The organism is Ralstonia sp. UBA689, from assembly GCF_002298975.1.
In the GTDB taxonomy this organism is placed as follows: Bacteria; Pseudomonadota; Gammaproteobacteria; order Burkholderiales; family Burkholderiaceae; genus Ralstonia.
Window position 1 is genome coordinate 51,202 of the sequence record NZ_DBMV01000022.1, and the last position, 21,437, is coordinate 72,638.

Sequence of the window (21,437 nt, forward strand, 5' to 3'; positions counted from 1 at the left end):
ACCCAGGCAACTGCGGCAACCGCCACCTGCTTTTTGGAAGCACACATGCGTCATCAATCTTCCGCCCAGCCCGAATCCGCCTCGCTCGAGGCGACCGGGGCCCCTGCGGTTCGTCCGAAAGCTACCGTCCCGGCGCGTGACCTTTCCGCGCTGGCCTGGGTTGCGCCCAACATGCGCGCCGCGTTGGACGATGCCGTGCGCGAGTTCGGCGAATACGCGGCCGAGGTCATGGCCAGCCCGGAAGTCATCGGTGCGCGCGATACCACGTCGCTGCGCCTGGCTGGTCAGTATCTGCACCAGGCGGCCGGCGCGCTGCTGATCGTCGGCCTGCGTGGCGTGGACGTTTACTGCCAGGCGGCCAAGCGCCTGCTCGAAGCCGTCGACGCCGGCGCCGTGCCTGCCGATGTGCAGACACTCGATGTGTTCTCGCGCGCCGTGCAGGCATTGCAGGAATACGTGGCCGACCTGATGGCCGGCATGGCCGAAGAGCCGCTGCGCCTGTTCCAGCCGTATCAAGCCGTGCTCGCCCGCCTGGGCGAAGAGCGCATCCACCCGGCCGACCTGTGGGCCGATGAACTGCGCCATCTGCCGGCGTTGCTGCTGCCCTCGCGTGATCTGCCGGGTCTGGCGCGCCTGCGCCGCAAGTTCGAACTCGCGCTGCTGACGGCGCTGCGCACGCCTGCGTCCACCCCGGAAGGCACGCAGGCGGATCCGGCCGCCGCTGCCGCCGCCTATGCTCCGCTGGAGCAGTTGCTGCACAGCATCCGCGCGATCGAGCGCGAACTGCGCCGTACGGGTGACGACCTGCAGCGCGACCTGTGGCTCGTGCTGGCGTTGACCTTCGGCGCGCTGCGTGCCGGCCTGGTGCCGGCCGATATGACCGCCAAGCGCCTGGCCGCACGCGTCAACCTGCTGCTGCGCCAGTACTCGCACAACAATATCCACCTGCCGCAGGGCCTGCTGACCGACGCGCTTTACTTGCTGGCCGGCATGGCCTACGGCAATGCGCCCGCCACGCCCGTGGGCGATGACACACTCGGCCCGGACATCATTGCCTGTGTCGAGGCGTTTGCGATTCCGCCCACGCACGCGCCGGCCGGTGCGTTGCACACGCGCCAGTATTACGCGCTGCTTCCCGTCGATGCGAGCGATACGCTGCAGCGCGTCGGCCGCACGCTCGAGTCGCTCAGCCAGCAGCCCGAACCCGCTGCCGACGAGCTGGATGCCGCGCTGCAGACGCTGACGCTGCATGCCGAGTCGCTCGGGCAGCCCGTGCTGTCCGAGTTGTCGAACCGTCTGGCCCACGCCGTTGGCAGCCCGGTCGCCCCGGTCGCCCCCACGCTGCAATTCCTCTCGCGCATGCTGGCCCGCCCGTGGGCGCTGCATGGTGAATCCGGCGATCTGCGCAGCACCTGGTTTGCCGCCCGCTGTGCGGAGCTGGCCGAGCACGCCCGTGCCACGCAAGACGGCAATGCGGTGCCTGCACCCGCGTGGCTGTCGCTGCTGGCTGAAGAAACCGCACAACGCAACATCCGCGCTGAGCAAGTCCGCGCGCTGCAGACGCTGCTGGCCTCGGCCGAGACGCATCTCGATGCTTTCGAGCGCGAAGGCGAGCAGAGCGGTGGCCTGCAGGAAGCGAGCCGCCTGTTCGGTGAGATGCAGGGGGCCTTTGCCGCACTGGATGCCTACGAAGCTGTGCACGCGGCCGAGGTCGCGCAATTGACCATCGCCGCACTGCAAGCCGCAGGCGAGGGTGCTGCGGCGGATCGCGAGCGCTATCTGGCTGCGCTGGCCGCCAACGTCAGCGGCCTGCAGGGCCTGCTCGATGCGCTGTCCGCCGGCACTGAGCTGACCGGTGCACAGATCGACGAGATCGTCATCGAGGGCAAGCTGACCCCGGCCAAGCGCGAGACCGCCTGGCGCGAGTTCGCTTTCGACACCGAGTCCGGCATGCTCGCCCGCCGTGAGGCACAGGCCGAGACACACGCCGACGCACAAGCTGCCGATGCCGTTGCGGTCTCGCCGCTGCAATCGCTGCTGGACCGCTTGCTGGCCAAGCAACCGGTCGACCCGAGCGATCCGCTGGCCGCCGAGCTGCGCGCCGCGCTGCAAGAGGCACGCGACGCCGCCGCCATCGACGACGACCCGGCACGCCGCCGCCGTCTGGAAGAGGCCCTGGCGCAGTTCGACGCGTGGCAGGTCGGCAGTGCAGGGGCGCTGGAACGCATGCAGGCCGCGCTGGCGGCACCCGCAGCCGCGCCGTCCATGGCCGCGCCCGGAGTCGCCCCAGCTCCTGCTGCCGCACGCGACACCCAATCCGTCGATGCCGAGCTGCTCGACATCTTCTTGTCCGAAGCCGAAGAAGTGCTGACTGGCGTGCGCGCCGATCTGCGCGCCCTGCAAGCCGCCGCCGGCGCGGGTTCCGGTGGCCTGGCCGCCGGTTCCGACCTGGACCTGCTGACGCAACTGCGCCGCGCGTTCCACACGCTCAAGGGCTCGGGCCGCATGGTCGGTCTCACGCGCTACGGCGAGGCTGCCTGGGCCATCGAACAGGTGATGAACGTGTGGCTGGCCGAGAGTCGCGTGCCGACGCACGACTTGGCCGCGCTGCTCACACGTGCCGAGTCCGAGCTGTCGACCTGGGCGGCTGCCATTGCGCAATCGCCGCAGGCCGATCATCCGATCGAGCCGCTGGTCGCTGCCGCCGAGCGCGTGCGCCATGGTGGCCCGTTCGTGTGGCTGGAGTCGGTGCTCGAGGTGCAAGACGCAGCTGCAACCAGTGAGCCTGTGGCCTTGGTTGAAGCTGTCGAACCGGCCAATGACGCGTCTTCCCTGGTTTGGGAAGATGAACCTGCAATCGCCGAGTTCCAGGCTCCGAGCGCCGAGTTCGAAACGCCGAACGTCGAGCTCCATGCTTCGCGCGCCGAGCACGAGACGCCGAGTGCCGCGTTTGAAACCCCGACGGCCGAGTTCGAAACGTCGAATGTAGAGTTTGAAATGCCGGCTACCGAGTTCAAGTCATCGGACGCGGAGTTTGAAACGTCGAACGCCGAGTCCGCAACGTCGGATGACGAGTTCGAAACCCCGGTCGGTAAGTTCCAGACTCCGCACGCCGAGGTTGACGCGCCGGCGCACACCGTCGATGCCGGCACCAAGGTGATCCCGTTCCCGTTCGCGCAGACTGGCGCGCCGGAAGAAGCGCCGCACGACGATGGCGTGAAGGAGATCGGCCCGGTTCGCATCAGCGTGGCGCTGTACAACGTCTACCTGCAGGAAGCCGATGACCTGATCCGTCGTCTGGGCGTGGATTTCTCGGAGTGGCGCCATGAAGGCCGCACGCCGCCGAGCGAACTCGCCCTGCGCGCGGCGCACACGCTGCAAGGCAGCTCCGCCGTGGTCGAACTGGAGCCGGTGCGCCAACTGGCCGACGCGCTGGAGCAGGTGCTGCTGAACCTGAACAGCCGTCCGGTGGCCATGCATCCGGGCGACTTCCGCCTGCTCGACCAAGCCGTCGAGCGCATGCGCGGCATGCTGCACCAGTTTGCCGCCAGCGTCTGGCCGGACGCCGATGAGCCGTTGCGCCGCGGCATCGAAGAGCTGTGCGAGCGTGTGCTGGTGCGCCCGCGCCTGCCGCTGGAGCCTGCCCCGCAAGCCTTTACCGAAGCCGAACAGGCCGAGAATGAAACCGCCGGCCTGGCTGGCGAGCCCGCCTTTGCGCCGGCCCAAGACCTCGTGCAACTGACGCCGGTGTACGCGCCGCCCGTGGCCGAGCCGGCGGTCGCGGAGCTCGTGCGCCAGGCACCGTCCGATGCACTCGATCCGGCGCTGCTGGAAATCTTCCTGGAAGAAGCGCACGTCGCGCTGCCCGAACTCGGTCAGCACCTGCGCGCGTGGGAAGCCGCACCGCAGGACCGCGCAGCCTCCGGCCTGCTGCTGCGTAACCTCCACACCGTGAAGGGCAGTGCGCGCATGGCTGGCGCCATGACGCTGGGCCAGGCGGCGCACGAAATGGAAAGCGCCATCGAAACCGGCCTGCGACAGAACCGCGTGGACGACGCGCTGTTCCGCAAGCTTTATGTGTGGTTCGACCGCATCCAGGCACACGTCGATGGGCTGGGCTCGGGCAAGGTGCTGCCGCTGGATGCCGGCCTGGCGGATGCCGCCGAAGCACCGCAGGCCCCGGCCGAGGCACAAGCTGCGTCGAACACGTCGATGCTGCCGGCCGTGACCACCACCAGCGTTGACCTGACCGGCACGCGCAGCCCCGAAGCCGAGGCGCTGGAAGTGGCTGAACGCCAGCGCGCCATGGTGCGCGTGCAGGCGCGCGCGCTCGATGCACTCATCAACGATGCGGGCGAGGTGGGTGCCGCGCGGGCGCGTCTGGAATCAGAAGTCGATGCGCTCAAGACCTATCTGTCGGAGTTGAACGACAACGTGGCGCGTTTGCGCTCCCAGGTGCGCGAAATCGAAATCCAGGCCGAGACGCAGATGGAGTCGCGCATTGCCGATGCGGCCGCGCACTCCGAAGCCTTCGACCCGCTGGAATTCGACCGCTTTACGCGCCTGCAGGAACTCACGCGGATGATGGCCGAGTCCGTCAACGACGTGGCGACGGTGCAGCAGAACCTGTTCCGCGGTTTCGATCAGGCTTCGCTCGATCTGGAAACGCAGGCCCGCCTCACGCGCGGCCTGCAGCGCAGCCTGATGCGTGCGCGCATGGTGCAGTTCGATACCGTGGCCGATCGTCTGTATCGCGTGGCCCGCCAGGCCGCGTCGGAAACCGGCAAGGAAGTCCGCTTGGTTCTCAAGGGCGGTACGGTGGAGCTGGATCGCAGCGTGCTGGACCGCATGGGCGGCCCGCTGGAACACATGATCCGCAACGCCGTCGCGCACGGCATTGAGTCGGCCGACGAGCGCCGCGCGAAAGGCAAGTCGCCCGCCGGTGAACTGACGCTGGAAGTGCAGCAGGAAGGCAACGAAGTCGTGCTGCACTTCGTGGACGACGGCGCCGGCCTGAACCTGGACCGCATCCGTGCCCGCGCGCTGGAGCGCCAGCTCCTCGCTCCGGACGAAGAGGCCAGCGACGCGCGCCTGACCGAGATGATCTTCTCGCCGGGTTTCTCCACCGCCGATCAGGTGTCCGAACTGGCAGGCCGGGGCGTCGGTATGGACGTAGTGCGTGCCGAGACTGTGGCGCTGGGCGGCCGGATCTCGCTGCAGACCACGCCGGAGGTCGGTACGCGCTTCACCATCCACCTGCCGTTGACGACGGCCATCACGCAGGTGCTGCTGGTGCGCGTTGGCGAGCGTGTGTACGCGATTCCGTCGGGCATGATCGACCACGTGCAGCAACTGCGCCCGCAGTCGCTGGCCGAGGCATACAACGCCGCCGCGCTGCAGTTGCCGACCGGCCCGGTGCCGTTCCACTACTTCGGCGCGCTGCTTGAAGAGGCGCAGCCCGTGGCCGGCGGTCGCAAGTATTCGCCCGCCGTTGTGGTGCGCAACGGCGCCGACCGCGCCGCCGTACATGTGGACGAAGTGCTCGGCAACCGTGAAGTGGTGGTCAAGCACATTGGCCCGCACCTCGCGCGACTGGAAGGCATTGCCGGTGCGACCACGCTGGGCGACGGCGAGATCGTGCTGATCTACAACCCCGTGGTGCTCACGCAGCGCTTCGAGCGCGAAGCCGCCGCGCTGGGCTTGCCGCAGGCGGACCAGGAAACCACGGGCGCTGTGGCGGAACTCTCACGCAACGGCAGCACCGGTGCCGTGCCGGGTCTGGCCACGCAGCCGATCGTCATGGTGGTCGACGATTCGCTTACGGTGCGCAAGGTCACGCAGCGTCTGCTCACGCGTTCCGGCTACCAGGCCGTGCTCGCCCGCGATGGCGTGGACGCGCTGCGTCAGCTGCAGGAGATCACGCCCGACGCCATGCTGGTCGACATTGAGATGCCGCACATGGACGGCTTCGACCTCACGCGCAACGTGCGTGCCGACGAGCGCATTGGCGCGACGCCGATCATCATGATCACCTCGCGTACGGCGGACAAACACCGCCGCTACGCTGCGGAGATTGGCGTGAACGTCTACCTCGGCAAGCCGTACAACGAAGAGGAATTGCTGCAGCACCTGCGCAACCTGATCGGCGAACGCGCGCCGGCGGCCAACGTCGGCTGACGCGGTTCACAGTAGCAATGACAACGGGCCGGAGCGATACCGGCCCGTTGTTTTTTTCGCGTCAGTCGTCGGTGGTGTTACCTAACGCCGCTGCCTCCGCATCTGATGTGCGGCGCGCCTTGGTGACGGCGTAACGGTCCAGCGTGGCCGCCCGCGCGCCTGCGTGGTCGACGATGGGCACAGGATAGGTCTCGCCCAGCACGATGCCCGCATCCTTCAGCACATCGGCCGGGGCCGTCCACGGGGCGTGAATGAACTTGTCGGGCAGCCGGGCGAGCTGTGGCAGGTACTTGCGGATGAATCGGCCCTGCGGGTCGAACTTCTCCGATTGTGTGACGGGGTTGAAGATACGGAACCACGGCTGCGCATCGCAACCGCTGGAGGCCGCCCACTGCCAGCCGCCGTTGTTGGCCGCGAAATCGAAGTCATTGAGCATGTCGGCAAAGTACTGCTCGCCGCGCCGCCAGTCGATGCCCAAATCCTTGATGAGAAAGCTGGCGGCCACCATGCGCAGGCGGTTGTGCATATAGCCGCTCTGGAAGATTTGCAGCATGGCCGCATCGACGAGCGGGTAGCCGGTGCGTGCGGTCTTCCATGCTTCGAAGCGCGCATCGCCGGTTTCACCTTCGACCCAGCGGATGCGGTCGAACTCGGGGTGGAACGATGCACCATCGGCCAGGTCGGGCCGGTGATGCAGGATCATGAAATAGAAATCACGCCAGATCAGCTCCGACAGCCACGTGGCCGCCCCACGGCTGCCGCGCAGCATGGCGGCATGGGCGCGGGCCGCCAGTGTGCGGATCGACACGGTGCCGAAGCGCAGGTGTGCCGACAGGTAGCTGGGCCCCCGTACGGCGGGGAAATCGCGGCGCGCATGGTAGTCGTCCATCCGTGCCTCAAAGTCGACGAGCAGCGCATCCCCACCCGACATGCCGGTCGGCAGGGCGATATCGGCGAGGTTTGAAGGCGCAAAGCCCATCGCCTCCAATGAAGGCGTGGCATGCACAAGTGCACGTGGCGGCTTGGCCAGCGCGCCAAAGTACGGCTCGGTCGGATACGCGCGCAGGTCAAACGGCGTGAGTGCGGCCAGCCACGCGTTCTTGTACGGCGTGAAAACGCCGTATGGCTTGCCTTGGCCGTTGAGGATCTCAGCGCGCTCGAAGATCACCTGATCCTTGAAATCGAACCACGCGCATGGCTGCTGGGTGAGCGCCTTGCGCACGGCTTCATCGCGGGCCTGCGCAGCGGGCTCTTCGTCGTGGTTGGCGAAGACGGCCTCCGCGCCCAGCTTGCGTGCGAGGTCAGGAATGGCATGGCGCGGGTGGTCGTGCACGACGATGAGGTCGCCGCCGGCTTCGCGCAGCGCGATGCGCAATTCCTCGATCGATGCGCGGAGGAACGCGATGCGACGGTCTGCCTTGAGCCCGCGCGCGAGTAGTGCGTCAAGGATGTCGCGGTCGAACACGAACACGCAATAGACCTCGCGGCAGTGGCGCAGGGCATAATGCAGCGCCGCGTGGTCGAAGTGCCGCAGATCGCGCCGGAACCACACCAGACCGCGCTGGAAATGCGTGTCGATGCGATAGGGCTGGCGGGTTCCAATAGGTAGCGGCATGGTCGGCGGTCGGAAGATTCGGCCGAGCGTATCGCAAAATCGGCGCGGTATCTCCTTATTCACGTTGTTGTCATGACTGCTTCATCTGCCCGTCTTCCGCTGTACCGCATCCTGCAATCCCAAGGCTTTGGCACACGCCGTTATTGCAAGGACCTCGTGCTCGCCGGGCTGGTGCTCATCAACGGGGTCGAGATGGAGGACCCGGACGCGCTGGTCGATACCGCCGGCCTGGTGCTGGACGTGGATGGCGAGCGCTGGGCGTACCACGCGCGCGCCTACCTGATGCTCAACAAGCCGGCCGGGGTGGAGTGCTCGCAAAAGCCGAAGCACCACCCGAGCGTCTACACGCTGTTGCCGGTGCCGCTGCGCGAGCGCGGCGTCCAATGCGTCGGGCGGCTTGATCAGGACACCACCGGCCTGCTGCTGCTGACCGACGACGGCCAGTTCGTTCACACGCTCACCAGCCCGCGCCACCAGGTGCCCAAGGTGTACGAAATCACCACCGCCGAACCGGTAACCGACGAACAAGTCGCTCGGTTGTGCGCAGGCGTGCTGCTGGCAGACGAGAATGAAAACGTTGCCGCCGCCTGGGCCGAGCGCGTGGACACTTACCACTTGCGCATGGCGCTCACGCAGGGCAAATATCATCAGGTGAAACGCATGGTAGCCGCCGCCGGCAACCACGTGGAAGGGCTGCACCGCAGTGCCATCGGTGGGCTTTCCCTCGGAGCCGATCTGGCGCCCGGTGAATGGCGCTGGCTGGAGGCGGCTGATCTGGAAGCACTGAATACCACACCGCCACACGCTGGCCGGGGTGCGTGAGTCACCACAAAAATAATCCCCTCCCAAGGCTGACTCCTCCAAATGAAAGGGGCGATGGTCGGGGGCTTTTGGTAAACTAGTCGCATGGCCTCGCCGGACGCACCCATCAATCTCACGAATCAGTTCCTGATCGCTATGCCCGGCATGGCGGATTCCACATTTTCGGGCACGGTGGTGTACATGTGCGAGCACAACGAGCGCGGCGCGCTCGGCCTCGTCATCAACCGCCCCATCGACATCGACCTGGCGACGCTGTTCGACAAGATCGACCTCAAGCTCGAAATTCACCCCCTCGCAGAACAGCCCGTGTATTACGGTGGCCCGGTGCAGACCGAGCGCGGCTTTGTGCTGCATGACGCTACAGGCGCGTATTCATCGTCGCTGGCGGTGCCGGGCGGGCTGGAAATGACCACCTCGAAGGATGTGCTGGAGGCCGTTGCCCAGGGCGGCGGGCCGCACCGATTCATCCTGACCCTCGGGTATGCGGGCTGGAGTGCCGGCCAACTGGAGGAAGAAATCAGCCGCAACGGCTGGCTGACCGTCCAGGCCGATCCCGAGATCATCTTCAACGTGCCTGCCGAAGAGAGGTTTGCCGCCGCGCTGAACCTGCTCGGCATCAACCCCGCCATGCTGTCGGGCGAGGCTGGGCATGCCTGAGCCGGCGCGTCCGGCTCCCGCCCCCGTCGTGCCCGCAGAGGGTACTTTGCTGGCATTCGATTACGGCGAAAAGCGCATCGGCGTGGCGCTGGGCAATTCCATCACGCGCTCGGCGCGGGCACTGGAGACGATCTCCAACCGCTCGGTCGACTTCCGCTTTGCGCAGATCACGCGCCTGGTCAACGAATGGCAGCCGGTCGGTTTCGTGGTCGGCATGCCGGTCCACCCGGAAGGGGATGAGCAGCCGATGATCAAGCTGGCCAAGCGCTTCGGCAATCAATTGCATGGCCGTTACGGCCTGCCGGTGACCTGGGTGGACGAACGTTACTCGTCGATTGCCGCACAGGACGCCGGTGCCTCCGACGATGTGCTCGACGCTGAGGCCGCGCGCATCATCCTCCAACAGTTCTTCGACGAATCACACGCATGACATCGCAACAGATTGATGCCGAGGCGCTGTATCAGAGCCTCGTCGCGCAACTGCGCACGCAGGTGGCCTGCGGCCATGCCTGGTCGGTGGCCGGAATCGTCAGTGGCGGCGCCTGGATTGCCAAGCGCCTGGCGCTTGACCTGGGCCTGCCGGAATTCGGCGTCGTCAACGTGGCAATGCACCGCGACGACTACGCCAAGAAAGGCCTGCACGCGCAAGCCCAGCCGACCACGCTTCCGTTTGACGTGAACGAGCGCCGCATCCTGCTGGTGGACGACGTGCTGGCCAGCGGCCGCACGATCCGCGCCGCGATCAACGAGCTGTTCGACTACGGCCGCCCGGCCGCCGTGGAACTGGCCGTGCTGGTCGACCGCGGCGAGCGCCAGTTGCCCATCGCACCCGACTACATTGGCGAGCGCATCACGCTGCCGGCCAATGAGTCGCTCGTGCTTGCCGAGGTGGGGGAGGGCGAGGCCACACGTTTTACCTTCACGCGCGAGGCCAAGGGTGCCTGACCCTGCGCGCCGCATCGTTTCCGCTTTTGATCTGACCGCTTTCGTCGCTTTTCGTCTCTCATGACCAAGACTTTCGCCAACCCGCAGCTCACGAAAAACGGCGAGCTCAAGCACCTGCTGTCGATCGAGGGGCTGTCGCGCGACATCCTCACGCATGTGCTGGACACCGCGCAGCAGTTCGTCTCCGTGTCGGATTCCGACCGCGAAGTAAAGAAGGTGCCGCTGCTGCGCGGCAAGAGCGTATTCAACCTGTTTTTCGAGAACTCCACGCGCACGCGCACCACGTTCGAAATTGCGGCCAAGCGGCTGTCGGCGGACGTGATCAACCTGAACATCAACGCGTCGTCCACCAGCAAGGGTGAGTCGCTGCTCGACACGATCAACAACCTGTCGGCGATGCAGGCGGACATGTTCGTCGTGCGGCATGCGAGCTCGGGCGCGCCGTACCTGATTGCCGAGCACGTCGCGCCGCACGTGCACGTGATCAACGCGGGCGATGGCCGCCATGCACACCCCACGCAGGGGTTGCTCGACATGTACACCATCCGCCACTACAAGAAGGATTTCTCCAACCTGACGGTGGCGATCGTCGGCGATATCCTGCACTCGCGTGTGGCGCGTTCCGACATCCATGCGCTGACGACGCTGGGCTGCGCCGAGGTGCGCGCCATCGGCCCGCGCACGCTACTGCCGGGCGGCCTGGAGCACATGGGCGTGCGTGTCTTCCACAACATGGAAGAGGGTTTGAAGGGCGTCGATGTGGTCATCATGCTGCGCCTACAGAATGAGCGCATGAGCGGCGCGCTGCTGCCCTCCGCGCAGGAATATTTCAAGGCGTACGGTCTCACGCAAGAGCGCCTGGCGCTGGCCAAGCCGGACGCCATCGTCATGCACCCGGGCCCGATGAACCGTGGCGTGGAGATCGACTCCGCCGTGGCCGACGGCCCGCAATCGGTGATCCTGAACCAGGTGACATTCGGCATTGCCGTGCGTATGGCGGTGATGGGCATCGTGGCGGGCAACAACGACTAAGAAGACCGATGAAACTGCATATCAAGGGTGGCCGCCTGATCGACCCGGCCAACGGCATTGACGCGCAACAGGATCTGTACCTCGCGGCGGGCAAGGTGGTCGGTGTTGGCCACGCGCCGGCGGATTTCCATGCCAACAAGACCGTCGACGCAACGGGCCTGATCGTCTGCCCGGGCCTGATCGACCTCTCCGCCCGCCTGCGCGAGCCCGGCTACGAATACAAGGCGACGCTTGAATCCGAAATGGCCGCCGCGATGGCCGGTGGCGTGACCTCGCTTGTATGCCCGCCTGACACCGACCCCGTGCTCGATGAGCCGGGCCTGGTCGAGATGCTCAAGTTCCGCGCGCGCAACCTGAATCAGGCGCACGTGTATCCGCTGGGCGCGCTGACGGTTGGCCTGAAGGGCTCGGTGCTGACCGAGATGGCTGAGTTGACCGAATCTGGTTGCATCGGCTTCTCGCAGGCCGATGCGCCGATGACCGACACACAGGTGCTGATGCGCTCGCTGCAATACGCGCAGACGTTCGGCTTTACCGTCTGGCTGCGCGCAGAAGACCCCTACCTGGGCAAGGGTGGCGTGGCGGCGAGCGGCCCGCTGGCTTCGCGCCTGGGCCTCTCCGGCGTGCCGGTGATAGCCGAGACGGTACGCCTGCATACCATTTTCGAACTGATGCGCAGCACCGGCGCGCGCGTGCACCTGTGTCGTCTGTCGTCTGTCGCCGGCATCGACCTCGTGCGCCGCGCCAAGGCCGAAGGCCTGCCGGTTACCTGCGACGTGAACGTCCACCACATCTCGCTGACTGACGTCGATATCGGCTACTTCAATTCGCAAATGCGCTTCGTGCCGCCGCTGCGCTCTGGCCGGGATCGCGACGGCATCGTGCGCGCACTGGCCGACGGCACTATTGACGCGATCTGCTCCGACCACACGCCGGTGGACGATGACGAGAAGCTGTTGCCGTTTGCCGAGGCCTCGCCCGGCGCGACAGGGCTGGAGACCCTGTTGCCATTGACCCTGCGCTGGGCGGTCGAGCACAAGGTCGGCCTGCCCAAGGCGCTGGCCCGTATCACGAGTGAGCCGGCCCGCGTGCTGGGCCTGCATGCGGGCTCGCTGGAAGTGGGTGCCATGGCCGACGTGTGCGTGTTTGATCCGGACGCGACCTGGAAGGTCGAGCCGCGCAGCCTGCGCAGCCAGGGCAAGAACTCGCCGTACCTGGGCTTTGAGCTGGCCGGCCGCGTGCGTGCCACGCTGGTTGCCGGTCACCTTGCCTATGACGGGCATTGACCAGCGCGTGCAAGGCGCGCCGTCTGACGTGAGCGGGCAAGCTCAACCGCAGCGCAAGCACGTGTTGCGCAAGCTGCGTCTGCTCGTGCACTTGGCTGAAGGCATTGCCACCTGCGCGCTGCTGTTCTGGTGGATTGGCCCCAAGCGCAGGCAGGCGCTCATCCAGCGGTGGTCGCGCAAGCTGCTGGCGTTGTTCCGTGTCTCGCTGGTCGTGCATGGCGAGACGGCCGAAATCAAGGACCTGGCCGGGTCGATGCTGGTATCGAATCACGTTTCATGGCTCGATATCTACGCCATCAATAGCTGGCATCCGCCACGCTTCGTCGCCAAGTCGGAGATCCGCGGCTGGCCGGTGATCGGCTGGCTGTGCGCGCAGACCGGCGTGCTGTTCGTCGAGCGTGCCCGCAAGCGCGACGCGCACCGCATCATGCACGCCATCGCTGACGCGCTTCGCGGCGGTGATGCGATCTGCGTGTTTCCCGAAGGCACAACGTCGAACGGGCTGCATTTGCTGCCGTTCCACGCCAACCTGTTCCAGGCGCCGGTCAGCGCGGCAGCGCCGATTCGCCCGCTGGCATTGCGCTATCGCGTTGCCGCCACGGGTGAGTTGACGACGATTCCCGCGTACATCGACGACTTGTCGCTGCTGGATTCAGTTAACGCCATCCTGAACGGGCCGCCGCTGGTGGTCGAGGTCTACGTGGGTGCCACTGTGGCTCCGGAGATGGACCGCCGATCACTCGCCGCGCACAGCGAGCGCGCTGTCGCGGCCCTGATTCAACGCGCTGGCTGAGGCGGTCGGCTGTTTCTACTTCGTCTTGTGAGCGAGTGGGTCCTGTGCCTGCTCGCATACGACCTGCACCACGTCACGCCCCGCCGGCGCGAGCGACAGCTTCGCCGCCGACAGATGGCCGCCCCACACGCACCCCGTATCCAGGCCGATCAGGTCGTCGCGCATGACCAGCCCCTTCGTGGACCAATGTCCAAAGACAATCGGCGTACCGCGTGTGCGGCGGCCCGGAACGTCGAACCACGGCATGTGGCCGTCCGGGGCACCATCGGCGTCGGTCGTTTCGAACTCCATCGCGCCATCGGGCGTGCAAAAGCGCAGGCGGGTGAGGGCATTGATCGTCAGGCGCAGGCGGTCGATGCCGACGAGATCATTGCTCCACTTGTCCGGATGATTGCCGAACGCGTCGGCCAGGAAGGTTTTCCAGTGCGGGCTGCGCAACTGGCGCTCCACGGCGCCCGCCAGCTCCAGCACGTCACCGGTCGTCCATTGCGGCAGCACGCCGGCATGCACCATCAGGAAGCCGTTTTCGAAAATGGCCAGAGGCTGGTGCCGCAGCCAAGTGATGAGCTGGTCGCTATCGGGCGCAGAGAGGATATCGGCGATGGTGTCACGCTTGCCCGGCTTGCGCACGCCGGCGGCCACGGCCAGCAGGTGGATGTCGTGGTTGCCCAGCACCGTGCGCGCACGGCCGGATTCGCACAGCGCGATGACCTGGCGCAGGGTGCCGAGGGAGTCGGGGCCGCGGTTGACCAGATCGCCTACGAAACGCAGTGGTGCGTCGGCAGGCAGGGCAGCCAGGATGGTTTGGAGGGGGGCGCAGCAGCCTTGGAGGTCGCCGATGGCGTGGGGGAAGATCGACGCGGCTGTCATGTAGTGTTGAGTGCGCATTTAGTGGATTGAGGCGCTGAAGCCTCAAGTGTTACAGCGCGCTACAAAAATATGACGCCCATTGGTAGGGCTACCCATGGGGTCGGATAGAATATGACACTTCCAATTGTACGTAACATTCCGTGCGCTTCGATGGTGACATTGCGCGGACCTCAAGGCGCGTGGCTGGGCCCGCAGCAAGGAGCACTGAGTTTTGTCTTACAGTCTCGTGACCGGCGGTGCCGGTTTCATCGGCGGCAATTTTGTTCTGAACTGGCTGGCGAATCCTGACGCTGATGGTGTTGTCAATGTTGACAAGCTGACCTATGCCGGCAATCGCAAGACACTGGCATCGGTCGAGGCTGATCCGCGTCACATTTTTTCCCAGACAGATATTTGTGATCGCGCAGCACTGGACGCCTTGTTCGCTAAGTACAAGCCGCGCGCCGTGGTGCACTTTGCCGCAGAAAGCCACGTCGATCGGTCGATCCACGGGCCGGGCGAATTTGTTCAGACCAACATCGTCGGCACGTTCACTCTGCTGGAAGCTGCTCGCGCGTACTGGGGTGGGCTCGATGCTGATGCCCAGGCAGCATTCCGATTCCTGCACGTCTCGACCGACGAGGTGTTCGGCTCACTAGGCCCCAACGATCCGCCGTTCTCTGAAGTCACGCCGTATGCGCCGAATAGCCCCTACTCGGCATCCAAGGCCGCATCGGATCATCTTGTGCGCGCCTACCACCATACGTACGGCTTGCCTGTCCTGACGACCAATTGCTCGAACAACTACGGGCCGTATCATTTCCCGGAAAAGCTGATTCCGCTGATGATCGCGAATGCGCTCGGCGGGAAGCCGCTCCCGGTCTATGGTGATGGGCAGAACGTGCGGGACTGGCTCTACGTTGGCGACCATTGCGCCGCCATTCGCGAAGTGCTTGCGCGCGGCCGTCTGGGTGAGACCTATAACGTTGGTGGCTGGAACGAGATGACCAACCTTGAGGTTGTGCACACGTTGTGCGACCTGCTGGATCAGCTCAAGCCGAAGGCAAGCGGCTCGTATCGGAACCAGATCACGTTTGTGAAGGACCGCCCCGGCCATGATCGTCGCTATGCGATCGATGCCCGCAAGCTAGAGCGCGAACTGGGCTGGAAGCCTGCCGAAACGTTTGAGACGGGGTTGCGCAAGACAGTGCAGTGGTACTTGGATAACCAGGCCTGGGTGCAGGACGTGATGTCCGGCGAGTATCGGAACTGGGTGGCGAAGCAATATGCTGCGTAAGCCGCGCACCGTTCCGAAGTTCTTGGTCACCGGAAGCAACGGTCAGGTTGGCTTCGAGCTTCGACGCAGTCTTGCACCGTTGGGTGAGGTGATTGCGCTCGACCGGGTTGCGTGCGATCTAACGCAGCCCGATACGCTACGCCAATTGGTGCGCGAATGCCGCCCCGACGTGATCGTCAACCCGGCTGCCTACACGGCAGTGGACAAAGCTGAAAGCGATGCGGATACCGCTTTTGCTGTCAACGGCACGGCGGTGGGCGTACTGGCCGAAGAAGCGCGCGCATTGGATAGCCTGTTAGTGCACTACAGCACGGATTACGTCTTCGACGGCAGCAAGGCTACCCCCTATACCGAGACCGACACGACCAATCCGCAGTCTGTCTACGGTAAGAGCAAGCTTGCAGGCGAGCAGGCGATTGCCGCATCGGGCGCGGACGCGCTAGTGCTGCGCACATGCTGGGTGGCTGGCGCGCACGGTGGCAATTTCGCCAAGACCATGCTGAAGCTGGGGCGTGAGCGGGAAAGCCTGCGTGTGATTGCCGACCAGCTCGGCGCGCCCACGACCGCTGCGCTGATCTCCGATGTAACGGCACAGATCATCGCGCGTTCATGGCTTGCAGCGGATCGTTCGGTCTTTCCTGGTGGCACCTATCACTTGGCTGCCGATGGGGAGACCACCTGGCACGGCTATGCCACTGAGCTGTTGCGTTATGCGGTGGCGCATGGCGTGGAGCTTAAGGTGGATCCGGAGGCGATTGTCGCCATTCCTACGACTGAGTACCCATTGCCGGCGCCACGGCCAGCCAATTCACGCCTCGACACTAGCAAGCTGCGAGAGACGTTCGGCATCCATCTTCCCGATTGGCGCCAGGGTATTCACTTTCTGCTCGACCAGATTCTTTGAATTTTCTCGATCATGCGTAAAGGCATCATTCTCGCCGGCGGGTCCGGCACGCGGCTGTATCCGATTACTCGGTCGGTATCCAAGCAATTGCTGCCGGTTTATGACAAGCCGATGATCTATTACCCGCTGTCCACGCTGATGTTGGCTGGGATTCGCGATATCTTGATTATTTCCACGCCGGAAGATACGCCGCGTTTTACCGAGATGCTCGGCGATGGTAGCAAGTGGGGTATCAATCTTCAGTATGCCGTGCAGCCGTCGCCGGATGGTTTGGCCCAGGCATTCATCATTGGTCGTGACTTCGTTGGCAATGATCCATCAACGCTGATTCTAGGCGACAACATTTTTCACGGGCACGATCTAGTTAGCCAACTAACGCGCTCCGCTGCGCAAACGGAAGGTGCTACGGTTTTTGCATATCACGTTCACGACCCAGAGCGCTATGGAGTGGTTGAGTTTGATGAGCATTTCCGGGCACTTTCTCTTGAAGAGAAGCCCGCAGAACCGCGCTCTCATTACGCGGTGACGGGGTTGTATTTCTACGATAACCAAGTCTGTGATATTGCAGCGGAGATTAAACCTTCGCAACGCGGCGAACTCGAGATCACGGATGTCAATAAGCACTATCTGGCCCAAGGGCAGCTTGAAGTCGAAATCATGGGGCGCGGATACGCGTGGCTGGATACCGGTACCCATGAGTCTCTCTTGGAAGCTGCGAGCTTTATCGCTACGCTGCAGAATCGGCAGGGATTGATGGTGGCTTGCCCCGAAGAGATTGCCTATCGAAGCAAGTGGATTGACGCAGAGCAAGTTGGGGCACTGGCGGAGCCACTGGCTAAGAATGGTTATGGAAAATATCTGCGACAAATTATTTCGGAGTCCGTTAAGTGAGTTTTAAGGTTATCCCTACTGCGCTGCCAGAGGTGCTCATTCTTGAGCCGGAGGTATTTGGTGATAGTCGTGGTTTTTTCTATGAAAGCTTCAATTTCAAGGAATTTGAGCGCGTGACTGGGCTGAAGTGCACTTTTGTCCAAGATAATCATTCGCGCTCGGCGAGAAACGTGCTGCGCGGCCTGCATTACCAGATTCAGAACTCCCAGGGGAAATTGGTTCGTGTTGTCGCAGGCGAGGTATTCGACGTTGCAGTCGACATGCGTCGTAGCTCACCGAATTTCGGAAAGTGGGTCGGCGTCTCCTTGTCTTCGGAAAATAAACGGCAGCTTTGGGTTCCAAAGGGATTTGCCCACGGTTTTGTCGTTATCTCAGAGATTGCGGAATTTTTGTATAAGGTGACGGACTATTGGAGTCCAGAGCACGAGCGGAGTTTGATCTGGAACGATCCTCAGGTTGGCATCGAATGGCCGATTGATGGGCAACCAATACTTGCCGCAAAGGATGCGGTTGGTAAAAAACTTGCCGAAGCGGATACATTTGACTAGTAACTATCTTGCTGAACGGTTTTTGTGAGGCCGGCTACTCCGAACGCCGTGCCGCTGTACGTCGAATTTTGGTCGTGGAGCAGTTTCGGCGATTGCATAAAGCCCTTTTCCTATGCAGACATTTTCGATTGCTTTTGCTCTCTCGTTCCTCATCACAATGATGGTGATACGTTATTCGAGCATGCACGCTCATATCACCGCGGATTGGGATCTGAACGGGGTGCAGAAATTTCATGCCCGACCGGTTCCTCGGATTGGTGGGCTCGGTATCGTTCTCGCGTCGGTAGGCGTGGGCGTTGTAGTGTTCTTTCGCGACTCGAAAGGCGTTGGTGTGCCGCTAGCGTTGCTACTTGGTGGTGCAGCCCCTGCATTTATGGCTGGTTTTGTTGAGGACTTGACTAAACGTGTGAGCCCGAGAGAGCGGTTACTTGCAACGATGATTTCAGCCATTCTCGCTGCGTATCTGCTTGGTGCGCGAATTGTGCGTATTGATGTGCATTTTTTGGATGTGGTACTTGCGATTCCATTGGTATCAGGGGTCATTACTGTATTGGCAGTTGCCGGTGTGGCCAATGCGATTAATATCATCGACGGGTTTAATGGGCTCGCTTCGATGGTTGCAATGATGATGTTTGTGTCGCTCGCATACGTGGCTTTTCAGGTGGGTGATCCACTAGTTGTTACTGTGTCGTTTGCTATGATTGGCGCAATTCTTGGGTTCTTTATATGGAATTTTCCGGCGGGCCATATTTTTCTTGGTGATGGTGGAGCGTATTTTATTGGATTCGTTCTCGCTGAATGCGGAATTCTCCTGGTGCTACGAAATCCTCATGTGTCGGCATGGTATCCGGTATTAATGTTGATCTATCCGATATTTGAGACATTGTTTTCCATCTATCGGCGACGCATATTGAAGGGGGTGCCTGCCGGATATCCAGATGGTGTGCATCTTCATACGCTAATTTATCAGCGTTTGATGAGGTGGGCTGTTGGTAGTAAGGATGAGCGGCATATCTTGCGAAGAAATTCGATGACTTCTCCTTATTTGTGGCTTTTGAGTCTCCTGGCGGTGCTGCCTGCAACATTGTTTTGGAATAATGGAGTTATTCTGTTGATTTTTATTGGTGCCTTTGTGATCTTGTATGTCCGGTTGTATTGGAAGATCGTTCGATTCCGATCGCCGCGTTGGATGATTATTAAGAGATAGCTCTTGTTTTTTAGCGGATGAATGAGCGATGGTTGGCTGAATTTGTCGGGCGACTTGTCATCGTGAGCCGCATATAGATCCGAAGCAGAGTGTGCAGATTTTTTATAAAAAATTGGCGAGTCGTAGCAATTCACTTGAAGGATTCCGACTATGAATAGTCAATCTCCCATGATTCCGTTGGTAAAAGTAGCAATGCCGCCCCGAGATGTCCTGATGCCGGCGCTGGAGTCGGTGCTGTACGGTGGGATGATCGCGGAAGGTGAGCACGTTTATCGCTTCGAGGCCGCGTTCAGTGAGCACTTTGGGCTGCCGGGCACTCTCGCTACGAGTAGCGGAACAGGGGCACTACACATCGCATTTGAGCTCGCAGGCGCTGGCGTCGGCGCTGAAATCATCACCACGTCGATGACGGCCGAGCCGACGAATACAACGATTCTGCAAACTGGCGCCGCTCCTGTTTTTGCCGACGTCAATCCGCGAACAGGCAACATCGACCCTGCTTCCGTTGAATCGCTCATCACCGAGCGTACCAAGGCCATTTGCGCTGTGCATTACGCGGGTTACCCGGTAGAACTCGGAGAATTGCGCCGAATCGCTGATCGTCATGGCATTGTATTGATTGAAGACTGCGCGCATGGGCTCGGTGCTCGCTTTAACGGGCTTTCTGTGGGAGCGTTCGGCGACTCGGCGATCTTTTCCTTCCAGGCAATCAAGCATATGACGACGATCGACGGAGGCGCGCTAACGCTCAAAAACCTGGATCAGATTCCGGAAGCCAAGCGCCTACGCTGGTTCGGCCTGACCAAAGGTGTGCCCCGCACCGAGGTCGACATTGTCCGGCCGGGGTACAAGTACAATATGCACAACGTCGCCGGCCTGCTCGGGCAACTGCAGTTGCAGGGCATCGATGAACTGTTGAATCAGCATATTTCCAACGGCCGATTCTATGATGAGCGACTCTCATCGGTAGCGGGCATTGTGCCCGCGGCCATTCCTGAAGGTGCGGAGCCATCCTATTGGCTCTATACGCTTCTTGCAGAAGACTCCGACGATGTTGAGCAACGCCTCGCCAGCATTGGTGTGATGGCGTCGAAGTTGCATCGTCCCAATCACTATCATTCTGTCTTCGAGCCATATCGCCGTCCCATGCCTGGCCTCGATGAGTTCTATCGCAAGCTGGTGCATGTCCCCTGCGGTTGGTGGGTGAGCGATGAAGACCGAGAAAGAATCGCGGACGCCCTGGCTAGGGGTTAAACATCATGCCGTCATCAGAAGTCTTCCGTCTTTTCGACGCTCGCCCAACCGCAGCGATGGATGCGGCGGCGTTGGGTGTGCTGTCGACAGGGCAGATTGCAAGCGGACCGTTTGTCGCGCAGTTTGAAACGGCGTTTGCGAAGACAGTCGCCCGCGACTTTGCGGTGGCGACCGACAACATGACGAACGCATTGGTGCTCGCGCTCCATCTGGCCGGCGTCGGGGACGGGGACGAAGTCGCGACGTTGGCGTACTCCTGCCTGTCCTCGAATTCGGCTATTAAGCGCGTTGGTGCAACCCCAGTCTGGGTCGACATTGACCCAGAAACGGCGGCGATATCGTGTGAAGATCTGTCGCGGGCTATTACCGAAAAGACAAGAGCTGTCACCGTTTATCACGTAGCGGGTTACCCAGCCTCGATGCGGGAAATCGCCGAATTCTGTCGGGTGCGTGGTTTAGTGCTGATCGAGGATTGCAACGCCGCGCTCGGCGCCGAAATCGATGGACGGCCGGTGGGGGCATTCGGCGATTTCGCCGTCTATTCTTTCTATCCGAACCGTCAGGTCAACGCGCTGGACGGCGGCGTGCTGTTTTGTCCTGATGAGGCGACGGCACAGCGCGCGCGGCGACTGCGACGCTTCGGCATCGATCTGGGCGGCTTTCGCGATGCGCGCGGTGAAATCAATCCCGCCGCCGACATTGCTGAGATCGGATGGTCGTGCGCAATGAGCAATTTGAACGCAGCCGTTGGCCTCGCCCATCTGGCTGATTGGGATCGGAACAAAACACGACTCCGCGAAAATGCCGCGTATGTGGAATCGATCATCGATTCGCTGTGCGGCGTTCAGGCAGTACGTTGCACGAATGACGGTCAATCAGGCTGGTGGGGATTTGCCGTGCTGAGCCGTGATCGGGACGAAAAACTTGCCAAGCTGAAGTCCTTGGGTGTGCAGGCATCGATCCTCCATCAGCGCAATGACGCCTACTCTGGCTTTGTCGCAAAGTCGCGGCCATTGCCAGGGACAGAGCGGTTTCAATCCGAGGTCATCGTGTTGCCTTGCGGACCCTGGCTCGACGCGCAAAGCATTGCCGCGTTGGGCCGCTGCCTTCAGTCAGTATGGTCGCCTCGATGAAACACTTGCGGTCGATGGTCGCAGGGA

At 62.7% G+C, this 21,437-nt stretch carries 17 protein-coding genes; 15 read left to right on the forward strand and 2 right to left on the reverse strand.

All coding sequences use genetic code 11. The annotated features are described in order from the left end of the window. The first annotated feature begins 45 nt into the window (after window positions 1-45). Window positions 46-6,177, forward strand: coding sequence for an Hpt domain-containing protein (locus B4F51_RS10930; RefSeq protein ID WP_296225405.1), 6,132 nt, complete (start codon window positions 46-48; stop codon window positions 6,175-6,177). 61 nt (window positions 6,178-6,238) lie between these two features. Here B4F51_RS10930 and B4F51_RS10935 read toward each other — a convergent pair whose 3' ends face one another. Beyond that, a complete protein-coding gene (locus tag B4F51_RS10935; protein WP_296225407.1) occupies window positions 6,239-7,792 on the reverse strand; it encodes a cryptochrome/photolyase family protein in 1,554 nt (517 codons plus the stop codon). Between the two features lie 72 nt (window positions 7,793-7,864). Here B4F51_RS10935 and B4F51_RS10940 point away from each other — a divergent pair, with 72 nt between their 5' ends. From B4F51_RS10940 to B4F51_RS10970, 7 genes are all read left to right on the forward strand, one after another. Beyond that, window positions 7,865-8,614: a 16S rRNA pseudouridine(516) synthase gene (locus B4F51_RS10940; RefSeq protein WP_296225409.1), complete on the forward strand. Its 750-nt coding sequence runs from the start codon at window positions 7,865-7,867 to the stop codon at window positions 8,612-8,614. A gap of 84 nt (window positions 8,615-8,698) precedes the next feature. After that, a complete protein-coding gene (locus tag B4F51_RS10945) occupies window positions 8,699-9,271 on the forward strand; it encodes a YqgE/AlgH family protein (protein ID WP_296225410.1) in 573 nt (190 codons plus the stop codon). After that, entirely contained in the window at window positions 9,264-9,701 is a 438-nt protein-coding gene (gene ruvX, locus B4F51_RS10950; protein ID WP_296225411.1) for a Holliday junction resolvase RuvX, read from the forward strand. Before B4F51_RS10945 ends, ruvX begins: the two co-directional genes overlap by 8 nt. Continuing rightward, a complete protein-coding gene (gene pyrR / locus B4F51_RS10955) occupies window positions 9,698-10,216 on the forward strand; it encodes a bifunctional pyr operon transcriptional regulator/uracil phosphoribosyltransferase PyrR (protein ID WP_296225412.1) in 519 nt (172 codons plus the stop codon). The genes ruvX and pyrR overlap by 4 nt, the downstream gene beginning before the upstream one ends. A gap of 60 nt (window positions 10,217-10,276) precedes the next feature. Next, a complete protein-coding gene (locus tag B4F51_RS10960; protein WP_296225413.1) occupies window positions 10,277-11,248 on the forward strand; it encodes an aspartate carbamoyltransferase catalytic subunit in 972 nt (323 codons plus the stop codon). Window positions 11,249-11,256: 8 nt separating this feature from the next. After that, the gene (locus B4F51_RS10965) at window positions 11,257-12,534 is read left to right on the forward strand and encodes a dihydroorotase (protein WP_296225415.1); all 1,278 of its coding nucleotides are present in this window, start codon (window positions 11,257-11,259) and stop codon (window positions 12,532-12,534) included. Then, the gene (locus B4F51_RS10970; protein ID WP_296225416.1) at window positions 12,521-13,327 is read left to right on the forward strand and encodes a lysophospholipid acyltransferase family protein; all 807 of its coding nucleotides are present in this window, start codon (window positions 12,521-12,523) and stop codon (window positions 13,325-13,327) included. The genes B4F51_RS10965 and B4F51_RS10970 overlap by 14 nt, the downstream gene beginning before the upstream one ends. Before the next feature lie 15 nt (window positions 13,328-13,342). Here B4F51_RS10970 and B4F51_RS10975 read toward each other — a convergent pair whose 3' ends face one another. Beyond that, the gene (locus tag B4F51_RS10975; protein WP_296225444.1) at window positions 13,343-14,197 is read right to left on the reverse strand and encodes a symmetrical bis(5'-nucleosyl)-tetraphosphatase; all 855 of its coding nucleotides are present in this window, start codon (window positions 14,195-14,197) and stop codon (window positions 13,343-13,345) included. A gap of 211 nt (window positions 14,198-14,408) precedes the next feature. Between B4F51_RS10975 and rfbB the strand changes: the two genes are divergently transcribed. The 7 genes from rfbB to B4F51_RS11010 all read left to right on the forward strand — a co-directional run bounded on the left by rfbB (window position 14,409) and on the right by B4F51_RS11010 (window position 21,410). After that, window positions 14,409-15,473, forward strand: a complete 1,065-nt coding sequence (gene rfbB, locus B4F51_RS10980; RefSeq protein ID WP_296225418.1) for a dTDP-glucose 4,6-dehydratase — start codon at window positions 14,409-14,411, stop codon at window positions 15,471-15,473. Further along, window positions 15,463-16,377, forward strand: a complete 915-nt coding sequence (gene rfbD / locus B4F51_RS10985; protein ID WP_296225419.1) for a dTDP-4-dehydrorhamnose reductase — start codon at window positions 15,463-15,465, stop codon at window positions 16,375-16,377. Before rfbB ends, rfbD begins: the two co-directional genes overlap by 11 nt. A 12-nt stretch (window positions 16,378-16,389) precedes the next feature. Beyond that, entirely contained in the window at window positions 16,390-17,268 is an 879-nt protein-coding gene (gene rfbA / locus B4F51_RS10990) for a glucose-1-phosphate thymidylyltransferase RfbA (protein ID WP_296225420.1), read from the forward strand. Next, window positions 17,265-17,816, forward strand: coding sequence for a dTDP-4-dehydrorhamnose 3,5-epimerase (gene rfbC / locus B4F51_RS10995; RefSeq protein WP_296225421.1), 552 nt, complete (start codon window positions 17,265-17,267; stop codon window positions 17,814-17,816). Before rfbA ends, rfbC begins: the two co-directional genes overlap by 4 nt. 112 nt (window positions 17,817-17,928) lie before the next feature. Beyond that, a complete protein-coding gene (locus tag B4F51_RS11000) occupies window positions 17,929-19,023 on the forward strand; it encodes an MraY family glycosyltransferase (RefSeq protein WP_296225424.1) in 1,095 nt (364 codons plus the stop codon). 150 nt (window positions 19,024-19,173) lie between these two features. After that, complete coding sequence (locus tag B4F51_RS11005) at window positions 19,174-20,277, forward strand: DegT/DnrJ/EryC1/StrS family aminotransferase (RefSeq protein ID WP_296225425.1); 1,104 nt, start codon at window positions 19,174-19,176, stop codon at window positions 20,275-20,277. A gap of 5 nt (window positions 20,278-20,282) precedes the next feature. Further along, complete coding sequence (locus B4F51_RS11010) at window positions 20,283-21,410, forward strand: DegT/DnrJ/EryC1/StrS family aminotransferase (protein WP_296225426.1); 1,128 nt, start codon at window positions 20,283-20,285, stop codon at window positions 21,408-21,410. The last annotated feature ends 27 nt before the right edge of the window (window positions 21,411-21,437 follow it).